This window comes from Oceanibaculum sp. (assembly GCF_022449305.1).
Classification (GTDB): Bacteria; Pseudomonadota; Alphaproteobacteria; order Oceanibaculales; family Oceanibaculaceae; genus Oceanibaculum; species Oceanibaculum indicum.
On sequence record NZ_JAKUSO010000038.1, the window covers coordinates 1 to 20,317 of the forward strand.

The following is a 20,317-nucleotide window of genomic DNA, read 5'->3' on the forward strand; positions in this document are numbered from 1 at the left end:
GCGCTGGCGGACGGGCGCTGGGTGCCGGGCTTCCTGTGCGAGGCCTGTGCCGTCGCCACCGCCCGCGACATCACCGCCAGCGGCGGCTGGCGCAGCTGGACGATGCGGAAATCGGCCTAAGGAAGGGCGATCAGGCTGCCAACTGTCCGGTTCCCGCCGCGCGGACGATATCGGCGATCTGGGTGAGTTCATCGGCAAGCGGGTTGGTGCGGCGCCAGACCATGCCGATGGTCCGGGTCGGCCGGGGTACCGGCAGGCGGACGACGGAGACCGGGGCCGAGCGCGTCTCGACCGGCACCGCCATTTCCGGGATCAGGGTGACACCGATCCCCGCACCGACCATCTGCACCAGGGTGGACAGCGAGTTGCCCTCGATCATGTCGCGCGACGGCGAGACCGAGATCTTGCAGAAGGATATCGCCTGATCGCGGAAGCAGTGCCCCTCCTCCAGCAGCAGCAGCCGCATGTCGTGCAGCGTCTCCGCACTCGGCACCGGCTGGTCCGCATCGGCCTGCGGGCGGACCAGGAAGAATTCCTCCTCGAACAGCGAGACGGCGGCCAGTGCCGGCTCCGACACCGGCAGCGCCAGGATCGCAGCATCCAGCCTTCCATTCATCAACTCGCCGATCAGCCTTTGTGTCGTCGATTCGCGCGGCTGCAAATCCAGCCCCGGATAGGTCTGCGACAGGCTGTTGATGACGGAAGGCAGCAGATAGGGTGCGATCGTCGGGATGACGCCAAGGCGCAGGCGCCCGGTAAAGGGCCGGTGCGAGGCGCGGGCGAGATCCCCCAGCTCCTCCACCGCGCGCAGGATAACCCGCGCACGCACCGCAAGGGTTTCGCCCAGGCTGGTCAGGCGGACCTGCCGCGCGCCCCGTTCGACCAGCGGCGCGCCGATGATCTCCTCCAGTTCCTTCACCTGCAGGGACAGGGCCGGCTGAGAGATCGCGCAGGCCTCGGCGGCGCGACCGAAATGGCCGTGCTGGGCCAGTGCCTCGAAATAGCGCAGCTGTTTCATGGAGATATCAGTCATAAGTTTTTCATATCATACAGATTTGAAAATGCAATTTTATCTTATAACACATCTCGACCATACTTCGATGGCAAGGAAGCGGCGTACAGCAAGAACAACAAGCGCTGAATGACGAATTTCCCGTAATTCCGCAAACCAAGCGTCGGAGACGAACGATGAACGCACCAAGCAAGGGAGCCGCCGGCAAGTGTCCGGTCATGCATGGCGGTAACACCGCCACCAGCACCTCGGTCATGTCCTGGTGGCCGAACGCACTGAACCTCGACATTCTTCACCAGCACGACAGCAAGACCAACCCGATGGGGAAGGGCTTCAACTACCGCGAGGAGCTGAAGAAGCTGGATGTCGCGGCGCTGAAGAAGGATCTGCACGCGCTGATGACCGACAGCCAGGACTGGTGGCCGGCCGACTGGGGCCATTATGGCGGCCTGATGATCCGCATGTCCTGGCACGCCGCCGGTTCCTACCGGCTGGCCGATGGTCGTGGCGGCGGCGGCACTGGCAACCAGCGCTTCGCGCCGCTGAATTCCTGGCCCGATAACGTCAATCTCGACAAGGCGCGGCGCCTGCTGTGGCCGATCAAGAAGAAGTACGGCAACAAGGTCAGCTGGGCCGACCTGATGGTCCTGGCCGGCACCATCGCCTATGAGTCGATGGGGCTGAAGACCTTCGGCTTCGGTTTCGGCCGCGAGGATATCTGGCACCCGGAGAAGGACGTCTATTGGGGTGCCGAGAAGGAATGGCTCGCCCCCAGCGATGGCCGCTATGACAGCGTCGATGATCCCTCGACGATGGAAAACCCGCTGGGCGCCGTGCAGATGGGCCTGATCTATGTGAACCCGGAAGGCGTGAACGGCCAACCGGACCCGCTGAAGACCGCCGGCCAGGTGCGCGAGACCTTCAAGCGCATGGCGATGAACGACGAGGAGACCGTGGCGCTGACAGCCGGTGGCCACACCGTCGGCAAGACCCATGGCAATGGCGATGCGGCACTGCTTGGCCCCGATCCGGAATCGGCCGGCCTTGAGGAGCAGGGCATGGGCTGGAACAACAAGACCACGCGGGGCATCGGCCGTAACACCGTAACCAGCGGCATCGAGGGCGCCTGGACCACCCACCCGACCAAGTGGGACAATGGCTACTTCCACCTGCTGCTGAACTATGAGTGGGAGCTGAAGAAGAGCCCGGCAGGCGCCTGGCAGTGGCAGCCGATCGATATCAAGCCGGAAGACATGCCGGTCGATGTCGAGGACCCCTCGATCCGCTGCATGCCGATCATGACCGATGCCGACATGGCGATGAAGATGGACCCGGCCTATCGGGCGATCTCGGAGCGGTTCGCGAAGGATTTCGACGCCTTCTCCGACGCCTTCGCCCGCGCCTGGTTCAAGCTGACCCACCGCGACATGGGCCCGAAGGTGCGCTATTTCGGCCCGGACGTGCCGCAGGAAGACCTGATCTGGCAGGACCCGGTCCCGGTCGGCCCAACCAGCTATGACGTTAAGGCGGTGAAGGCGAAGATCGCCGCCAGCGGCCTGACGGCCAGCGAGATGGTCGCCACCGCCTGGGACAGCGCGCGCACCTATCGCGGCTCCGATATGCGCGGCGGCACCGACGGTGCCCGCATCCGCCTGGCCCCGCAGAAGGACTGGGAAGGCAATGAGCCGGCCCGCCTGAAGAAGGTGCTGGGTGTGCTGGAGGGCATTGCCGCCCAGAGCGGCGCCAGCGTGGCGGACGTGATCGTGCTGGCCGGCAATGTCGGCGTCGAGCAGGCCGCCAAGGCCGCCGGCTTCGACATCGAGGTGCCGTTCTCGCCCGGCCGCGGCGACGCGACCGACGAGATGACCGATGCCGAATCCTTCGAGCCGCTGGAGCCGATCCATGACGGCTACCGCAACTGGCTGAAGCAGGATTATGCCGTCAGTGCGGAGGAGCTGCTGCTCGACCGCACGCAGCTGATGGGCCTGACCGCCCATGAGATGACGGCCCTGATCGGCGGCATGCGCGTCATCGGCACCAACCATGGCGGCACGACGCACGGTGTCTTCACCGACCGCGCCGGGGCACTGACGACCGACTTCTTCGTGAACCTGACCGACATGGCCTACACCTGGAAGCCGGCGGGCAGGAACCTGTACGAGATCGTCGAGCGCAAGACCGGCAAGACGAAATGGACCGCGACCCGCGTCGATCTGGTGTTCGGTTCCAACTCGATCCTGCGGGCCTATGCCGAGGTCTATGCCCAGGATGACGGCAAGGAGAAGTTCGTGAAGGACTTCGTTGCCGCCTGGACCAAGATGATGAACGCCGGCCGCTTCGACATCGCCTAAGCGACGCCATCCCTCTCATCCGGGAAGCCGGCCGCCATACCCTTGGCGGCCGGTTTTCTTTTGCGCTGACCGAACGCCGAAAAGATCAGAGACGACGCGCGAAAATAATGTCCTGATAGCTGAGGCTTTCATCGACGCGCGGCACCCAGTCGCCAGGCGCCACCCGGTCCAGCGTCAGGCCGGCCTCTTCCAGCATCGCCATGACGATATCCTCCCGGAAGGCGATGGCTACTTCGGGACAGTCCTCGGAATGCGCCCAGAACCGGTCCGTCCGATAGGGCAGTTCCAGCCGGGGCGTACCGGCCTCCAGTGCGGCACGGCTCTCCTTGTTCAGCAGGAAGAACGTCGCCATCAGGCGGCCGCCCGGGGTCAGCACGCGCCGGATTTCCGTAAGATAAGCCCGGATATCCGCCTCCCGCATATGGGTGAAGACCGAGGCCAGGAAGACGAAATCGAACGCCCCGTCCGCAAAGGGCAGCCGGTAGCCGGCTGCCGATACCGCCCCGCCGGGGTTATAGGCGGCGTTGCGGATATCGGCATGGTGGAAGCGGAAATTCGGGTAGGCCGGGGTGATGTGAGTGGCGCACCAGTCCACATGCGGCTTGTGAATCTCCACCCCGTCATAGCGGCCGGCGGCGTCCATATACTCGCTCAGCGCATGGGCGATGCGGCCGACGCCGCAGCCGACCTCCAGCACCCTGTCCGTCGGCAGGAGACCGCCCTGCTGCGCCAGCACATCGCGGATCGACCGGCCGACCGCCAGATAATTATCGCTGCCGCCGACAAGCTCCACCAGATCCTCTGGCGGCAAGGGCAGCGCCAGCTTCTCCCGCCACGCCTCGATGGCGGCGCCGGCATGCGCCGCGATCAGCTTTTCCAGCCGACCCATCTCTTCAAGCACGGCAGGCCGGAACCGGAGGATCGCCGCATCCTCCACCTCGTTGCGGTCATGCAGTTCGAACTCGCGTTCAGAGCGCACCCGCGCCGGCATGTCGAGCGCGAGATCGGCCCGGCCGCGCCGGCGCTTCGCGTCCCATTCCGCCCGCGACTTGGTCATATAGTGGTTGACCTGGATCAGGTCCGTGCTGGCCTCCGGATGCTGGCCGCCCCGTCCCAGCGGGATCGCGCGGCGATGCTCGTCCACCGTCACCCCATCCACCAGATGATGCAGATGGATGTTCGGCCGCTTCAGATAATCGGCCCGCACGATGCTCTTCACATGCCGGTTGATCGGATGCGCTGGCGGGGCGCACCGCCGGAACCTGTCCATCACCAGGCCGGGCTCCCGGCTTTCCGCGCCGGAGGAGCCGAACAGCCGCCAGCCGACCCCGAGGGCCGGTACATCGGGATAGAGCCGCAGGAACTCCGGCAGCGAGGCGGCCTCCCTCGGCACCAGGAATTCGTCGAGATCGATGAAGGCGATCCATTCCGTCACGTCGCGCAGGCGGAACATGGCGCCCATATAGGCGGCAGCCTGACGGTTTTCCGGGAAAGCGGCGGAGGGCCAGGGCAGCAGGTCGATGATGCCGGCTGCCCTCAGCGAAGAGAGCATCCTAAGGCTGCCATCCGTGCTTTCATTGTCGAAGATCAGGAAATGATCCACCCCGACCGCCCGGTGATAGGCGATCCATTCCAGCAGATACGGCCCTTCGTTTCGAACGATGGCGCAGATTGTCAGATAATGCGGCTTCGGGCGTTCCCGCACCGCCATGCCCGGAACTACGGACCGGGCCTCGTCCGCCAGAAACGCCTGCTGGGCGGGGCCAATGGGCACGCCAAGCGATGGAATAAGGACCGAAACAGTATGGACCTTATTGTCCAGCAGGGATGCCGGCAGGCGGAACTGGAAGGCATGCCGGCCATCGCCGATGCCGGCATCGCGCAGATCTGGCCGGAAGATATCGGCGATACAGTTGCCGATGCTGACGCCGTCGAGCTGGATATCGACGCTGACCGGCTCGTCCGGCGCCTGCGGATTCCAGGCCCAGCCATACACCAGCCCCAGTTCCACCGCGTCGAGACAGCCGTGCATACGGTTCCTTCGGACAGTCCGGGGAAAGATGGTGGGCCCGGCAGGATTCGAACCTGCGACAACGCCGTTATGAGCGGCGGGTTCTAACCGCTGAACTACAGGCCCGTTAGGTGGCAGACGCCGTGTTCGGCTTTATCCCGCATGGGACAGGCGCCGTCAACCGAGGCGCGCATTCCACCCGCGTCAAAGAGAAACCCGCCGGCTGAAAGCACGGCGGGTCTCTTTATCCCACGACGGAAGCAGCGTCTCAGGTGTCGAGGAAGCTGCGCAGCTTGCGGCTGCGGCTGGGGTGCTTCAGCTTGCGCAGCGCCTTCGCCTCGATCTGGCGGATACGTTCGCGCGTCACCGAGAATTGCTGGCCGACTTCTTCCAGCGTGTGGTCGGTGTTCATGCCGATGCCGAAGCGCATGCGCAACACACGCTCCTCGCGCGGCGTCAGGCTGGACAGCACGCGCGTCGTGGTCTCGCGCAGATTGGCCTGGATCGCCGCATCCACCGGCAGGATGGCGTTCTTATCCTCGATGAAATCTCCCAGATGGCTGTCTTCCTCGTCGCCGATGGGGGTTTCGAGGGAGATCGGCTCCTTGGCGATCTTCAGCACCTTGCGCACCTTCTCCAGCGGCATGGCCAGCTTCTCGGCCAGCTCCTCCGGAGTCGGCTCGCGGCCGATTTCGTGCAGCATCTGGCGGCTGGTGCGCACCAGCTTGTTGATCGTCTCGATCATGTGCACCGGGATACGGATGGTGCGCGCCTGATCAGCGATGGAGCGGGTGATCGCCTGCCGGATCCACCAGGTGGCATAAGTCGAGAACTTGTAGCCGCGGCGGTATTCGAACTTATCGACCGCCTTCATCAGGCCGATATTGCCCTCCTGGATCAGGTCCAGGAACTGCAGGCCGCGGTTGGTGTATTTCTTGGCGATGGAGATGACGAGGCGCAGGTTGGCCTCGACCATTTCCTTCTTCGCCCGGCTGGCCTCGCGCTCGCCCTTCTGCACGGTCTGCACGATGCGGCGGAACTCGCCGATCGGCAGGGCCGCTTCCGAGGAGATGTCGGCGACCAGCTGGCGCAGCTTGCGCACCTCTTCTTCCTGGGTGGTCAGGAACTTGTCCCAGGCCTTGGAGCGGCCGGCCAGCGTCTCCAGCCAGTTCGGGTTCAGCTCGTTGCCGAAATAGGCCTTCAGAAAGTCCGGGCGCTTCACGCCGGCCGTCTCGGCCAGACGCAGGATGCGCCCCTCCAGCCCGGTCAGGCGACGGTTCAGCTCGTAAATCTGCTCCATCAGCGCTTCGATCCGGCTGTTGTTCAGCCGGATCTTGTTCATCATCTCTACAAGCTCGGAGCGCTGCTGTTCGTACTTGGCCTCCGACTGCTTGGTCAGCGCCTCGCCCTTCTGGATCTTCAGCAGGCGGCGCTCCTGCAGCTTCTGCAGCTTGCCATAGGATTCGGCAATCTGGTCGAGCTGCTCCAGCACCATCGGCTTCAGCTCGGCTTCCATCGCCGAGAGCGACATGGTGTTGTCGTCCTCGTCGCCTTCCTCGGCCTCTTCCGACTCGCCTTCCGGCTGATTTTCCTTGGCCTCGGCGGGCGCCGCTTCCTCGTCGCCCTCGCCGTCGCCCTCCGCCTCCTCGGCATCGGGACCGGCGCCATAGGTCGCGTCCAGATCGATGATGTCACGCAGCAGGATGCGGCCATCCAGCAGCGCATCGCGCCAGGCCAGGATGGCATCGAAGGTCAGCGGGCTTTCGCAGATGCCGCCGATCATCGCCTCGCGGCCGGCCTCGATCCGCTTGGCGATGGCGATCTCGCCCTCACGCGACAGCAGCTCGACCGATCCCATCTCACGCAAATACATGCGCACCGGGTCGTCGGTGCGGCCGATATCGTCATCGTCGATATTGCCGCCCTTCACGACATCTTCGTCGTCATCGCCGGCGGCGCCGCGATCCTCGCGCTCTTCCTTGTCCTCGTCGTCGATGACGTTCACGCCCATCTCGGAGAGCTGGGTCATGATGTCCTCGATCTGCTCCGACGACATCTGGTCGGACGGCAGCGCGGCGTTCAGCTCGTCATAGGTGATATAGCCGCGCTCCTTACCCTTCTGGATAAGGCGCTTCACAGCGGCACCGATATTGTCGATCAGCGGCGCATCATTCTGATCGTCGCGGGAATCGTCCTTATCGTCGGTCGTCGCCGGTTTGGTTGCCATTCGCTACTGCCCTCTCGATAAACATATGCGGAACGGACACCCCCCAGCATCCGCCGCATCATTCCCACAACTAAGACTGCTGACCGGACCCGCGTCCGCCGTTTCGCGATCCCGCACTTACGTCGGCAAAAGCCTGATCACCGAAATCCGGGCCGGTGACGAGTTCCTGCAAGGCTTGCCTCAGCGACTCCATGCGCGTCCAGTTTTCCTCGGTCATCTCGCCAGCGAGGGCCGCCTGGGCCTCCGCCAACTGTGCTTCAAGTTCGGCTTGCGCGGATGCCCGCGACAGCAGTTCCTGAAGCACGCTTCGCGCCCTGTCGGCAGAAGCCGAGGCGCCAATGAAACGGGCCGTCTCCTCGACCTCGGGCGACCGCAGCCGCTCCAGGGCCGTGGAATAACCCTGCGCAATTAGGTGGCTCTCGACATGCGGAACGTCAAGGTCGGAAACGCTAGCGGGGACGTGTAGAATCTCCTCCCGCAACCTGTCAAGCTCGGCATCCGCGAAGGGCAGCAGCGAGACGGCCTCCGAAAACTCATCGATCAGCGCCGGATGATTGATCAGCGCGGCGAGCAATATCTGCTCGGACCGGCGCGAGCGCAGGGCGAAGGCAAAGCGCCGGCTGCCGGTGCGCTCGATATGCTTCGCCGCCAGATCGGCCTGGGTTTCCGGCTCCCGCCGGCGGGCGCGCGGATTGTACTTGCCGCCCGGCCGGTCGCGCCAGCCGCGCCGATAGCCCTGCAGATGGCCATCCTCATAGCCATCGCCATAGCCCTGGCGGTAGCCGCCGAGATCGGCATCGCCAGCGGGCCGCGCCCCAGCGGCCGGAGTCGGCGCCGCCTCCCCCATCAGCCCGGCCAGCGCCGGATAGGCCTCGTCCATCTGCCGCAACAGGGCCGCGCGGTAGAAGCCCTGCACCGTGCGGTCGGCGATCTTCGCCGCATGCTCCTCTAGCGTCTGGCGCAGCAGGGCCAGCTGCTCCGGCGTCTCGTTCTGCAGCTTCGCCTGCTCGATCCGCCACAACGCCGTGACCATCGGCGCGGCCTTGTCGATCAGCCGGCGCATCGCGGCGGAGCCTTGCTTGCGGATCAGGCTGTCCGGGTCTTCCTTCGCCGGCAGCGTGACGAAGCGCAGGGAATAGCCCGGCTTCAGCAACGGCAGGGCGCGTTCGGCCGCGCGCGCGGCGGCGCGCTGGCCGGCGGAATCGCCGTCGAAGCACAGCACCGGCTCCGGCGCCAGCTTCCACAGCTGGAGAATCTGTTCTTCGGTCAGGGCGGTGCCCAGCGGCGCCACGGCATAATCGAACCCGCCCATGGCGAGGCCGATCACGTCCATATAGCCTTCGGTGACCAGCACGCTGCCGGCCTTGCCTGCCGCCTCGCGCGCCTGGGCCAGGCCATAGAGCACCCGCCCCTTGTGGAACAGCGGGGTTTCCGGCGAGTTCAGATATTTCGGCTGGCCATCGCCCATGACGCGGCCGCCGAAGCCGATGACCCGGCCACGCCGGTCGGTGATCGGGAAGATGACCCGGTCGCGGAAATAATCGATGGCGCCGCGCGCCCGTTCGCCCGGCCGATCAGAAGCTTCCTCGGCCGGCTTGTGCAACCCGCCCTCGACGATCAGCGCTTCCTCGAAGCCCTCGGCGACCAGATGCGCCTTAAGGGCGCTGCGCTCGTTCGGCGCATAGCCCAGGCGGAAGCGTTTCAGCGTCGCCTCGTCGAGGCCGCGGCCCTTCAGATATTCCATCGCCTGCTTGCCGACCGGCAGGCGCAGATTGCGCTCGTACCAGCGGCATGCCGCCTCCATCACCTCTTCCAGCGTGCGGCGCTTCTGGTCGCGCGCGCGTTCCTCCGGATGCTGGGCCGGCACCTGCAACCCGGCCATCTGGGCCAGCTTCTCGATGGCTTCCGGGAAGCTCAGCGCCTCGGTGTTCATGGCGAAGGTGATGACGTCGCCATGCGCCCCGCAACCGAAGCAATGGTAGAAGCCCTTGTCGTCATTGACGGTGAAGGACGGCGTCTTTTCGTTATGGAACGGACACAGACCCTGGAATTCCCGGCCCTTGCGCTGCAGGCGCACGCGCCGGCCAACGATCTCCGACACGGCCAGCCGGTCGCGCAGTTCGTTCAGGAATTCGGGCGGAAAAGACATCTAATCCCAGCGGTTCGTCAAAGCGGTTCGTCGTCGTTCAGCGACACCGTGCCAAGATGCGGGCGCCATCATACGCCGATTCGGCCGATGTGCGAGTCACTATAAGCCACGAAAAGACGAAGCCCCCGGACCGGCCGGGGGCTTCAGCGCAAGAACAGATATGTGCGGTCAGGCCGTCAGATGGCCACGCACCATGCCGGACGCCTTGCCGAAATCCATCTGGCCCGGATAGTTCTGCTTCAAGAAGGCCATGACCTTGCCCATGTCCTTCACGCCGGCAGGCTGGACATCGCTGATCGCCTTCTCGACCACCTTGGTCAGCTCCGACTCGTCGAGCTGACGCGGCAGAAACTTCTGGATGATCTCGATTTCGCCGCGCTCCTGCTCGGCCAGCTCGCAGCGGCCGCCGCGCTCATACATCTCGATCGAGTCATGGCGCTGCTTCACCATGCTCTGCAGCATCTGCTGAATCTCGGCCTCGTCGATGCCATCCGCGTTGCCACGGCCCCGCGCGCAAATGTCGCGGTCCTTGAGGGCCGCCAGGATGAGCCGCAGGGTGGACACGGCGCGCACGTCACGCGCCTTCATCGCTTCTTTAAGCGATTCGTTAAGTCGTTGGCGAAGCATTAAGTTCCTCGCATTCAGGGGCGAAGTCATGCGACGGTAATGCAAAACTGCGTCCCGCGCAAATTGATAAAAATTACCAACTCATTGGTTTTGTTGAGAAAATTTTATTTCTCAACACTTGACGGCGGCACGCGATTTGCTTATCACTCCGGCAATTTGCCCGCCGCTGCCATTCGTGCGCCCGCAACTCCTGCGGTGCGCGGGCGCTCGATATAGGATAGGCCCGATGCCAAATCAATATGGTTTCAACGTCCCGCCCCGGCCAGAGGGGGCGACGGCGGCGCTGGTGCTCGCCGACGGGACGGTATTCTGGGGATATGGACTGGGGGCCGCCACGACGAAGGTGGGCGAGGTCTGCTTCAACACCTCGATGACGGGCTATCAGGAGATCCTGACCGACCCGTCCTATGCCGGCCAGATCATCACCTTCACCTTCCCGCATATCGGCAATGTCGGCGCCAACGATGCCGATATCGAGACGATCACCCCGCCGGCACGCGGGCTGGTACTGCGCGCGCCGGTGACCGATCCGTCGAACTACCGCGCCACCCGGCATCTGGACGACTGGCTGAAGAGCCACGACCTGCCGGGCATCAGCGGCATCGACACCCGCAAGCTGACCCGCCGCATCCGCGACCAGGGCGCGCCGAACGGCGCCCTGTGCCACGCGCCCGACGGCAATCTGGATATTGCCGAGTTGCACCGGCTGGCCGCCGAATGGCCGGGGCTGGAGGGCATGGACCTGGCCAAGGAAGTCTCCTGCCGGCAGACCTACAAATGGGAGGAGACCCGCTGGGCCTTTGCCGACGGAGAGCGCCCGGAAGGCTATGGCACGCTCAACAGCCCGAAGAAGCGCGTCGTCGCCATCGATTACGGCGCCAAGCGCAACATCCTGCGCTGCCTGGCGAGCGCCGGCTGCGAGGTCACGGTGGTGCCCGCAACCTCCACCCTTGAAGATATATTGCGCCACGAGCCGGACGGCGTGTTCCTGGCCAATGGCCCGGGCGACCCGGCAGCGACCGGCGACTATGCCGTGACGGTGATCCGCGAACTGGTCGAGCGCGACATGCCTGTCTTCGGCATCTGCCTCGGCCATCAGATGCTGGCGCTGGCGATGGGCGGCAAGACCGGCAAGATGGAACGCGGCCATCGCGGCGCCAACCATCCGGTGCGCGACAACGAGACTGGCAAGGTGGAGATCACCAGCCAGAATCACGGCTTCGTCGTGCTGCCCGACACACTGCCCGACAATGTCGAGGTCACCCATGTCTCGCTGTTCGACGGCACGGTCGAGGGGCTGAAGGTCAGGGGCAAGCCGGTCTTCTCCGTCCAGCATCACCCGGAAGCCAGCCCCGGCCCGCACGACAGCCACTATTTGTTCACCCGCTTCGTTGACATGATGGATCGGAAGTAAAGAGAATGCCGAAACGTACAGACATCTCCTCGATCCTGATCATCGGCGCCGGGCCCATCGTCATCGGCCAGGCCTGCGAGTTCGACTATTCAGGCACCCAGGCCTGCAAGGCGCTGAAGGATGAGGGCTACCGCGTCATCCTGGTGAACTCCAACCCGGCCACGATCATGACCGATCCGGGCCTGGCGGATGCCACCTATATCGAGCCGATCACACCGGCCATCGTCGCAAAGATCATCGAGAAGGAGCGCCCGGACGCGCTGCTGCCGACCATGGGCGGCCAGACCGCGCTGAACACGGCACGCGACCTTGCCCGCGACGGTACGCTGGAGAAATTCGGCGTGGAGCTGATCGGCGCCGATCTGGAAGCCATCGAGAAGGCGGAGGACCGCCAGCTGTTCCGCGAGGCGATGGACCGCATCGGCGTGCCCTCGCCCAAGAGCAGCCTGATCAAGTCGATGGAAGCGGCCGATGCGGCGCTGGCCGATGTCGGCCTGCCGGCCATCATTCGCCCCTCCTTCACGCTGGGCGGCCAGGGTGGCGGCATCGCCTACAACCGCGAGGAGTTCGAGCAGATCGTCCAGCAGGGCCTCCGGCTGTCGCCGGTCCATGAGGTGCTGATCGAAGAATCGGTGCTGGGCTGGAAGGAATTCGAGATGGAGGTGGTCCGCGACCGCGCGGACAATTGCATCATCGTCTGCTCCATCGAGAATATCGACCCGATGGGCGTGCATACCGGCGATTCCATCACCGTCGCCCCGGCGCTGACGCTGACCGACAAGGAATACCAGCGCATGCGCGATGCCTCCATCGCCTGCCTGCGCGAGATCGGCGTCGATACCGGCGGCTCCAACGTGCAGTTCGCTGTGAATCCGGAAGATGGCCGACTGGTCGTCATCGAGATGAACCCGCGCGTCAGCCGCTCCTCCGCACTGGCCTCCAAGGCGACCGGCTTCCCCATCGCCAAGGTCGCGGCGAAGCTGGCCGTCGGCTACACGCTGGATGAGCTGGACAATGACATCACCGGCGTGACCCCGGCCTCCTTCGAGCCGACCATCGATTATGTCGTCACCAAGATGCCGCGCTTCACCTTCGAGAAGTTCCCCGGCTCGGAGGCGATCCTCAGCACCTCGATGAAGTCGGTCGGCGAGGCGATGGCCATCGGCCGCACCTTCCAGGAAAGCCTGCAGAAGGCGCTGCGCTCCATGGAGACCGGACTGACCGGGCTTAACGAGGTGGAGATTCCGGGCGCCGAGGGTGACCAGGTGGACCGTGCCGCCATTGTCGCGGCGCTGACGAAATCGACGCCGGACCGGCTGCTGCGCACCGCCCAGGCCCTGCGCCTCGGCCTCACGGTCGAGGAGATTTACGACGCCTGCGCTATCGACCCGTGGTTCCTGCGGCAGATCGAGGAGATCGTGGCCGCCGAGGCGGAAGTCCGCAAATCCGGCCTGCCGGAGAACAAGCAGGGGCTGCACCGGCTGAAGCAGATGGGCTTCTCCGACGCGCGCCTGTCGGAGCTTGCCGGCCTGTCGGAGGACGAAGTCGCCGCGCGCCGGCGCATCCTCGACATCCATCCGGTCTACAAGCGCATCGACACCTGCGCCGCCGAGTTCGCCAGCCGCACGCCCTATATGTACTCGACCTACGAGGGTAACGGGCTGGAGCCGGCGGAGTGCGAGTCCGAGCCGAGCGACCGCAAGAAGATCATCATCCTGGGTGGCGGGCCGAACCGCATCGGCCAGGGCATCGAGTTCGACTATTGCTGCGTCCATGCCGCCTTCGCCCTGTCGGAGGCCGGCTTCGAGACCATCATGGTCAACTGCAACCCGGAAACCGTCTCGACCGACTACGACACGTCGGACCGGCTGTATTTCGAGCCGCTGACGGCGGAGGACGTGATCGCGCTGGTGCGCCGCGAGCAGACCAACGGCAGCGTGCTGGGCGCCATCGTGCAGTTCGGCGGCCAGACTCCGCTGAAGCTGGCAGCGGCACTGGAAGCGGCGAAGATCCCGATCCTCGGCACCTCGCCCGACGCCATCGACCTGGCGGAGGACCGCAAGCGCTTCCAGCAGCTGCTGAAGCAGCTGGGCCTGCGCCAGCCGGCCAACGACACCGCCTTCTCGGCTGAAGAGGCGGAGAAGATCGCGGTGGAAATTGGCTTCCCCGTCGTCATCCGCCCGTCCTATGTGCTGGGCGGCCGGGCGATGGAGATCGTGCACGATGTTAGCCAGCTGCGCCGCTACATGCGCGACGCGGTGAAGGTATCCGGCAAGAACCCGGTGCTGATCGACGATTTCCTCAGCCACGCGACCGAGGTTGACGTGGACGCGCTGGCCGATGGCGACGACGTGCATGTCGCCGGCATCATGGAGCATATCGAGGAGGCCGGTATTCATTCCGGCGACAGCGCCTGCTCCCTGCCGCCGATCACGCTGCCGGTCGATATCGTCGAGGAAATCCGCACCCAGACCCGGCTTCTGGCCCAGGGGCTGAAGGTGGTCGGGCTGATGAATGTGCAGTTTGCGGTGAAGGGCCGGGACATCTACATCCTTGAGGTGAACCCGCGCGCCAGCCGCACCGTGCCCTTCGTCGCCAAGGCGACCGGCGTGCCCATCGCCAAGATCGCCTCGCGCGTCATGGCGGGCGAGAAGCTGGCCGGCTTCAACCTGTCCACCCGGCCGCTGAAGCATGTAGCGGTGAAGGAGGCTGTATTCCCCTTCGCCCGCTTCCCCGGCGTCGATCTGATCCTGGGCCCGGAGATGAAATCGACCGGCGAGGTGATGGGCATCGACATGGATTTCGGCCTTGCCTTCGCGAAGTCGCAGCTGGCCGCCGGCGTGGAACTGCCGCAGTCCGGCACGGTCTTCATTTCGGTGAAGGACGACGACAAGCCGCTGGCCACGATTCTTGCCAAAAAGCTGGTCTCCTTCGGCTTCAAGATCATCGCCACCAGCGGCACCGCCAACCACTTCAAGCAGGAAGGGCTGACGGTTGATCGGGTGAAGAAGGTGCTGGAGGGACGCCCGCACATCGTGGACAACATGCTGAGCGGCCATGTCGATCTGGTGTTCAACTCGACCGAGGGTGCCCAGGCCATCGCCGACAGTTTCAGCTTGCGCCGCACCGCGCTGACCCACAATATTCCTTATTACACGACCGTGGAGGGTGCGAGAGCAGCCGTACAAGCCATCGAAGCCCTGCGGTCGGGGCGGATTGAAGTGGCACCGCTGCAATCCTATGTTACCGGTTCGTTCTAGGTTCTGACTCCGTCGGGACCGGGCGGTAAATATTGACCGCGCGGGCATTTCGGTTTTGCCCCGCGCTTTACTTTTTTGCTTACGGGATGAGGGGACATGGAAAAGATCCCGACGACCGCGGAAGGCTATGAACGTCTCGTGGCGGAACTGAAGACGCTGAAATCGGTGGAACGGCCGGCGGTGATCCGCGCCATCGCCGAGGCGCGCGAACATGGCGATCTTTCCGAGAATGCCGAGTACGCCGCCGCGCGTGAACGCCAGAGCTTCATCGAAGGCCGTGTGCTGGAGCTGGAGGACAAGATCTCGCGCGCCGAGATCATCGATCCCTCGAAGCTGTCCAACGACAAGGTGACCTTCGGCACCACCGTCACGCTGGCGGACGAGGATACCGACGAGGAGACCACCTACACCCTCGTCGGCGCCGAGGAGAGCGACGTTTCCGCCGGCCGCCTGTCGATCCAGGCCCCGCTGGCCCGCGCCATCATCGGCAAGTCGGTCGGCGACACCATCGAGGTGACGACGCCGCGCGGCTCGAAATCCTACGAGGTCGTGAAGATCGAGGTGCGGTGAGCCGCATGCTCTGACTGTTTCGGGAAAGGCCGCTTCGTGCGGCCTTTTTCATGGCGGGGTTTGACGGTCCCGTCCGCTTGCCTATTATCGCTTCAGTTCCACCCAGTCGGGCCGGCGCCAGCGCCGTGTTCCTCCAGCCAGTTACCGCCTAGAAAGCCAGGGAGTATCCAGATGGGTCAGTTCGGGATCGGCCAGCCGATGACGCGCAAGGAAGACCAGCGCTTCATCACCGGGACGGGGCGCTACACCGACGATATCCGCCTGCCCGGCGAGGCGCACGGCTTCGTGCTGCGCGCGCCCTTCGCCCATGCCAATTTCACAATTGGCGACCTGTCCGCCGCGAAGGCCGCCCCCGGCGTGCTGGCGGTGCTGACCGGCGAGGATGTGGCGAAGGACGGCATCGGCGACATTCCCTGCCGGGTGCCGATCAAGAATATCGACGGCTCCATGAGCATCCTGCCGCCCTTCCCCATCCTGGCACATGGCACGGTGCGGCATGTCGGCGACGCGGTCGCCTTCATCGTCGCCGAGACGGTGGAGCAGGCGCAGGACGCGTCCGAGCTGATCGAGGTCGAGTATGACGAGCTGCCGGCCATCGCCGACACCGGCCGCGCCACGGCGCCGGATTCGCCGCTGGTCTGGCCGCAGGCGAAGAACAACCTCTGCTTCGACTGGGAGATGGGCGACGGCAAGGCCGCCGAGACGAACGCCGCCAAGGCCCATCACATCACCCGCATCCGGCTGGTGAACAACCGGCTGGTGGTGAACTCCATGGAGCCGCGCAACGCCATCGGCACCTACGATCCGGCGAAGGACAGCTACGAGCTGTACACCACCTCCCAGGGCTCGCACACGCTGCGCGGCCTGCTGGCGGAGAACATCTTCAAGGTGGCGCCGGAGAAGATCCGCGTGGTCACGCCGGATGTCGGCGGCGGTTTTGGCATGAAGCTGTTCCTCTACCGCGAACATGCGCTGACCATGTATGCGGCGAAGAAGATCGGCCGCCCGGTGCGCTGGGTCGCCTCGCGCTCCGACGGGTTCGTCAGCGACACCCAGGGCCGCGACCATGTGACGGAGGCCGCCCTGGCGATGGACAAGGACGGCAATTTCCTGTCGCTGCAGGTGAACATCACCGCCAATCTGGGCGCCTACCTGTCGAACTTCTCGACCTATGTGCCGACCATGGCCGGCTCCAACATGTATCAGGGGCTGTACAAGACGCCGGCCGTGCATGTGCATGTGCAGGGCGTGTTCACCAACACCGTGCCGGTGGACGCCTATCGCGGCGCCGGCCGGCCGGAAGCGGCCTATCTGGTCGAGCGGCTGGTGGACAAGGCGGCACGCGAAATGGGCCTCAGCCCCGACGAAATCCGCCGGCGCAACTTCATCCCGCCGGAGGCAATGCCCTACAGCACAGCCCTGGGCGACGTCTATGACAGCGGCGAATTCACCGCCCATATGGAGCAGGCGATGCAGAAGGCCGGCTGGGCCGGTATTTCCGCCCGCAAGGCCGAGGCGCGCAAGCGCGGCAAGCTGCGCGGCATCGGCATGTCCACCTATGTCGAGGCGTGCGGCGGCGGCTCCGACGAGACCGCGACTGTCAGCGTGAACGAGGATGGCGGCGCCACCGTGCTGATCGGCACCCAGTCGAACGGCCAGGGCCACGAGACCGCCTATGCGCAGATCGTCTCCGAACATCTCGGCCTGCCGCTGGACCGGATCACGGTGAAGCAGGGCGACACAGCGGAGATCGCCACAGGGCGCGGTACCGGCGGCTCGCGCTCCGTGCCGGTCGGCGGTGCGGCGCTGGACGGCGCCTCGCTGAAGCTGAAGGAAAAGGCACAGAAGCTGGCGGCCCATCTGCTGGAAGCCGCCGAGGCGGACATCGAGTTCGAGGATGCGGTCTTCACCATCGCCGGCACCGACCGGCGCATGACACTTGCCGAGGTCGCCACCGCCGCCAGCGACCCGGCGAAGCTGCCCGAAGGCATGGAGCCGGGCCTGAAGGTCGAGAATGCCTGGAAGCCGCCGGCAGCCACCTTCCCCAACGGCACCCATATCTGCGAGCTGGACATCGATGCCGACACCGGCACGGTGGAATTCGTGAAATACACGGTGGTGGACGATTTCGGGAAGATCATCAACCCGCTGCTGCTGGCCGGCCAGGTGCATGGCGGCGTGGCGCAGGGCATCGGCCAGGCGCTGTACGAACACACCATCTATGACGGCGATACCGGGCAGCTGGTCACCGGCTCCTTCATGGATTACTGCATGCCGCGCGCCGACCAGATTCCCTTCGTCGATTTCGACATGCACAACGTGCCCTGCACCACCAACGCGCTGGGCATCAAGGGCTGCGGCGAGGCCGGTGCCATCGGCGCGCCGCCGGCGGTCATCAACGCCCTTGTGGACGCGCTGCAGGAATTTGGCATCGATCACATCGACATGCCGGCCACCGCGCCGGTGATCTGGCAGAAAATCCAGTCCGGTACGGCCAAGGCAGCAGCGTGAGCACGCCGGACCTCGCCGCCCTGCTGGGGCCGGTGAAGCGGATCGCACGGGAAGCCGGGGAGGTCATCCTCGGCTTCTACCGCGACGGGTTCAGCGTCGAGGGCAAGGCGGACGGCTCCCCCGTCACCGCCGCCGACCGCGCGGCCGACGATCTGATCGTCGCCCGGCTGCGCGAGATCGCCCCGGACATCCCCATCGTCTCCGAGGAATCGCACGCCGATGGCGCACGGCCGGATGTCTCCGGCGGGCGCTTCTGGCTGGTCGATCCGCTGGACGGCACCAAGGAGTTCGTGAACCGCAATGGCGAGTTCACCGTCAATATCGGCCTGATCGACAAGGGCGTGCCGGTGCTGGGCGTGATCCTGGTGCCGGTCACCGGCAGGCTCTACTGGGGTGCCATCGGTCTTGGCGCCGGGCTGGAGACGGAGGCGGGCAGCCATGCGATCACGGCGCGCAAGGCTCCCCAAGATGGGCTGACGGTCGCCGCCAGCCGGTCCCATAGAAATCCGGCGCTGGAAACCTATCTTGCTACCGTTCCGATGAAGGACCAGAAGGTTGCCGGCAGTTCGCTGAAATTCTGCCTGGTGGCCGAGGGCGAGGCCGATCTTTACCCCCGCACCGGGCCGACATCGGAATGGGATACGGCGGCTGGCCACGCCATCGTGCTGGCTGCCGGGGGGCATGTGGAGACCATGGACGGCGCGCCGCTGGCCTATGGCAAGCCGGGCTTCCTCAATCCCGAGTTCGTCGTCAGGGGGAAGAACTAGGAACACGGCATTCCGATGAGCGAGGCAGTTGCCGGCCCGGCCGGCTCACCCAGCACACTCGACCGCGCCTATGAATTTCTGAGTGGCGACGATGCGGCGGACCGCAGCTGCGCCGCGATTCCCGACAGCGCCTGCACGGCGCTGCCGCGCAATTACCTGCTGAATGTCGCGAACGGCGCCTGTACCAAACTGGCCGAACAGCTCGCCAGCCCCGGTCTCGTGCTGCCCTGGGTGATTGGTGCGCTGGGCGCGCCGGCCTTCCTGGTCGGGCTGCTGCAGCCGGTAAAGCAGGCCGGCTCTCTGCTGCCGCAACTGGCCGCCGCCGGTGCCATCCGCCGACTGGCCCGCCGAAAATGGGCCTGGGTCACTGCCGGCATCACGCAGGCATTCTGCCTGCTGCTGATGATCCCCGCCGCCCTCCTGCTGCCACTGATGGCCGCCGGTATCACCATCGTCGCCTTGCTGGCGCTGTTCTCCGCCGCCAGCGGTGTCGGCTCCGTCGCCTTTCAGGACGTGACCGGCAAGACCGTGCCGAAGGGCCGCCGGGGCCGCATGCTGGCCAACCGCGCCGCCATTGGCGGGGCGCTGACGCTGGCTGCCGGCATCGGCCTGCGCTGGGGGCTGGAGGGCGAGGCTGAGAGCCTGTTCCCCTATCTGATGCTGATCGGCGCGGCGGCGATCCTGTGGGCGCTGGGCGCGCTGTGCTTTGCCGCCATCGCGGAAGAGAAAGGGGCGAAGGAAGGCGGGCAAACGCCGCTCGATTCCTTCCGCGAGGGGTTGCATCTGATGCGCGACAAGCCCGGTTTCCGCAAATTCCTGCTGGCCCGCAACCTGCTGCTGTCAGTCGAGCTGGCGATGCCGGTCTATGCGCTGCACGCCCAGCGCACCGTCGGCGAGGGGCTGGGCGGGCTTGGCCTGTTCGTCATCGCGGTCGGTATTGCCGCCATCATCTCCAGCCCGTTCTGGGGCCTGTTCGCCGACCGGTCCAGCCGCCTCGTCATGGGCTTGAGCGGCCTGGTCGCCGCGCTGGCTGCCTTCCTGGCACTGGCGCTGCCGCATCTGGGCGATGCCTACCAGACACCGGCGGCCTACGCGCTGGTGTTCGTCATCATCGGCATCGCCGAGGCCGGGGTGCGGCTCGGCCGCAAGACCTATCTGGTGGATGGCGCCCCGGCCGACCAGAAGGGCCTCTATGCCGCCTTCAGCAATACAGCGACCGGCGCGCTGACAGTGATCGCCGGGGCGGTCGGTGCCTCCGTACTCGCCCTGGGCGTGGACCAGGCGATCCTGCTGCTGGGCGTGCTCGGCGTGCTGTCCGCACTGGCCTGCGCGCGCCTGCCGGAAGCCGACCGGATGGCGGCCTGAGCCTTCCGTGAACCTTCCGTGGGCTTGGCGGGTCACGCCGTGCTCACCGTCTG

At 65.5% G+C, this 20,317-nt stretch carries 13 protein-coding genes and 1 tRNA gene; 8 read left to right on the top strand and 6 right to left on the bottom strand.

Features of this window, described 5'->3' with window-relative positions; genetic code table 11:
- The first annotated feature begins 3 nt into the window (after nt 1-3).
- On the top strand, nt 4-120 hold the full coding sequence (locus MK313_RS18210; protein ID WP_416054139.1) for a hypothetical protein: 117 nt from the start codon (nt 4-6) through the stop codon (nt 118-120).
- 10 nt (nt 121-130) lie between these two features.
- Here the strand turns inward: MK313_RS18210 and MK313_RS12060 are convergent, their stop codons facing one another.
- On the bottom strand, nt 131-1,033 hold the full coding sequence (locus tag MK313_RS12060; RefSeq protein WP_287781817.1) for a hydrogen peroxide-inducible genes activator: 903 nt from the start codon (nt 1,031-1,033) through the stop codon (nt 131-133).
- Between the two features lie 155 nt (nt 1,034-1,188).
- Here MK313_RS12060 and katG point away from each other — a divergent pair, with 155 nt between their 5' ends.
- Nucleotides 1,189-3,363 (top strand): catalase/peroxidase HPI, encoded by a 2,175-nt coding sequence (gene katG / locus MK313_RS12065; protein WP_287781818.1) that lies wholly within the window; start codon nt 1,189-1,191, stop codon nt 3,361-3,363.
- An 85-nt stretch (nt 3,364-3,448) separates the two neighbouring features.
- On the opposite strand, the gene MK313_RS12070 is transcribed toward katG, so the two are convergent.
- The 5 genes from MK313_RS12070 to MK313_RS12090 form a co-directional block, all read right to left on the bottom strand.
- Complete coding sequence (locus MK313_RS12070) at nt 3,449-5,395, bottom strand: glycosyltransferase family 92 protein (RefSeq protein ID WP_287781819.1); 1,947 nt, start codon at nt 5,393-5,395, stop codon at nt 3,449-3,451.
- Between the two features lie 29 nt (nt 5,396-5,424).
- Nucleotides 5,425-5,500 (bottom strand) — tRNA-Ile (locus tag MK313_RS12075).
- A 142-nt stretch (nt 5,501-5,642) separates the two neighbouring features.
- Nucleotides 5,643-7,601, bottom strand: coding sequence for an RNA polymerase sigma factor RpoD (gene rpoD / locus MK313_RS12080; RefSeq protein WP_287781820.1), 1,959 nt, complete (start codon nt 7,599-7,601; stop codon nt 5,643-5,645).
- Nucleotides 7,602-7,671: 70 nt separating this feature from the next.
- Entirely contained in the window at nt 7,672-9,750 is a 2,079-nt protein-coding gene (gene dnaG, locus MK313_RS12085) for a DNA primase (protein WP_287781821.1), read from the bottom strand.
- A 168-nt stretch (nt 9,751-9,918) separates the two neighbouring features.
- Nucleotides 9,919-10,377 (bottom strand): GatB/YqeY domain-containing protein, encoded by a 459-nt coding sequence (locus MK313_RS12090; RefSeq protein WP_040706731.1) that lies wholly within the window; start codon nt 10,375-10,377, stop codon nt 9,919-9,921.
- 226 nt (nt 10,378-10,603) lie between these two features.
- Between MK313_RS12090 and carA the strand changes: the two genes are divergently transcribed.
- The 6 genes from carA to MK313_RS12120 all read left to right on the top strand — a co-directional run bounded on the left by carA (nt 10,604) and on the right by MK313_RS12120 (nt 20,264).
- Complete coding sequence (gene carA, locus MK313_RS12095; RefSeq protein ID WP_287781822.1) at nt 10,604-11,791, top strand: glutamine-hydrolyzing carbamoyl-phosphate synthase small subunit; 1,188 nt, start codon at nt 10,604-10,606, stop codon at nt 11,789-11,791.
- Nucleotides 11,792-11,796: 5 nt separating this feature from the next.
- Nucleotides 11,797-15,051, top strand: coding sequence for a carbamoyl-phosphate synthase large subunit (carB, locus tag MK313_RS12100; protein WP_287781823.1), 3,255 nt, complete (start codon nt 11,797-11,799; stop codon nt 15,049-15,051).
- A gap of 96 nt (nt 15,052-15,147) precedes the next feature.
- Nucleotides 15,148-15,621: a transcription elongation factor GreA gene (gene greA / locus MK313_RS12105; protein WP_121221818.1), complete on the top strand. Its 474-nt coding sequence runs from the start codon at nt 15,148-15,150 to the stop codon at nt 15,619-15,621.
- Nucleotides 15,622-15,792: 171 nt separating this feature from the next.
- On the top strand, nt 15,793-18,132 hold the full coding sequence (locus MK313_RS12110; protein ID WP_287781824.1) for a xanthine dehydrogenase family protein molybdopterin-binding subunit: 2,340 nt from the start codon (nt 15,793-15,795) through the stop codon (nt 18,130-18,132).
- Nucleotides 18,129-18,899 (top strand): 3'(2'),5'-bisphosphate nucleotidase CysQ, encoded by a 771-nt coding sequence (gene cysQ, locus MK313_RS12115; RefSeq protein ID WP_287781825.1) that lies wholly within the window; start codon nt 18,129-18,131, stop codon nt 18,897-18,899. Before MK313_RS12110 ends, cysQ begins: the two co-directional genes overlap by 4 nt.
- 15 nt (nt 18,900-18,914) lie before the next feature.
- Complete coding sequence (locus MK313_RS12120; RefSeq protein ID WP_287781826.1) at nt 18,915-20,264, top strand: MFS transporter; 1,350 nt, start codon at nt 18,915-18,917, stop codon at nt 20,262-20,264.
- The last annotated feature ends 53 nt before the right edge of the window (nt 20,265-20,317 follow it).

Coding starts and splice junctions, on each gene's coding strand:
- MK313_RS12060 (WP_287781817.1), bottom strand. CDS start 1,033: ATGACTGATATCTCCATGAAACAGCTGCGCTATTTCGAGGCACTGGCC.
- katG (WP_287781818.1), top strand. CDS start 1,189: ATGAACGCACCAAGCAAGGGAGCCGCCGGCAAGTGTCCGGTCATGCAT.
- MK313_RS12070 (WP_287781819.1), bottom strand. CDS start 5,395: ATGCACGGCTGTCTCGACGCGGTGGAACTGGGGCTGGTGTATGGCTGG.
- rpoD (WP_287781820.1), bottom strand. CDS start 7,601: ATGGCAACCAAACCGGCGACGACCGACGATAAGGACGATTCCCGCGAC.
- dnaG (WP_287781821.1), bottom strand. CDS start 9,750: ATGTCTTTTCCGCCCGAATTCCTGAACGAACTGCGCGACCGGCTGGCC.
- MK313_RS12090 (WP_040706731.1), bottom strand. CDS start 10,377: ATGCTTCGCCAACGACTTAACGAATCGCTTAAAGAAGCGATGAAGGCG.
- carA (WP_287781822.1), top strand. CDS start 10,604: ATGCCAAATCAATATGGTTTCAACGTCCCGCCCCGGCCAGAGGGGGCG.
- carB (WP_287781823.1), top strand. CDS start 11,797: ATGCCGAAACGTACAGACATCTCCTCGATCCTGATCATCGGCGCCGGG.
- greA (WP_121221818.1), top strand. CDS start 15,148: ATGGAAAAGATCCCGACGACCGCGGAAGGCTATGAACGTCTCGTGGCG.
- MK313_RS12110 (WP_287781824.1), top strand. CDS start 15,793: ATGGGTCAGTTCGGGATCGGCCAGCCGATGACGCGCAAGGAAGACCAG.
- MK313_RS12120 (WP_287781826.1), top strand. CDS start 18,915: ATGAGCGAGGCAGTTGCCGGCCCGGCCGGCTCACCCAGCACACTCGAC.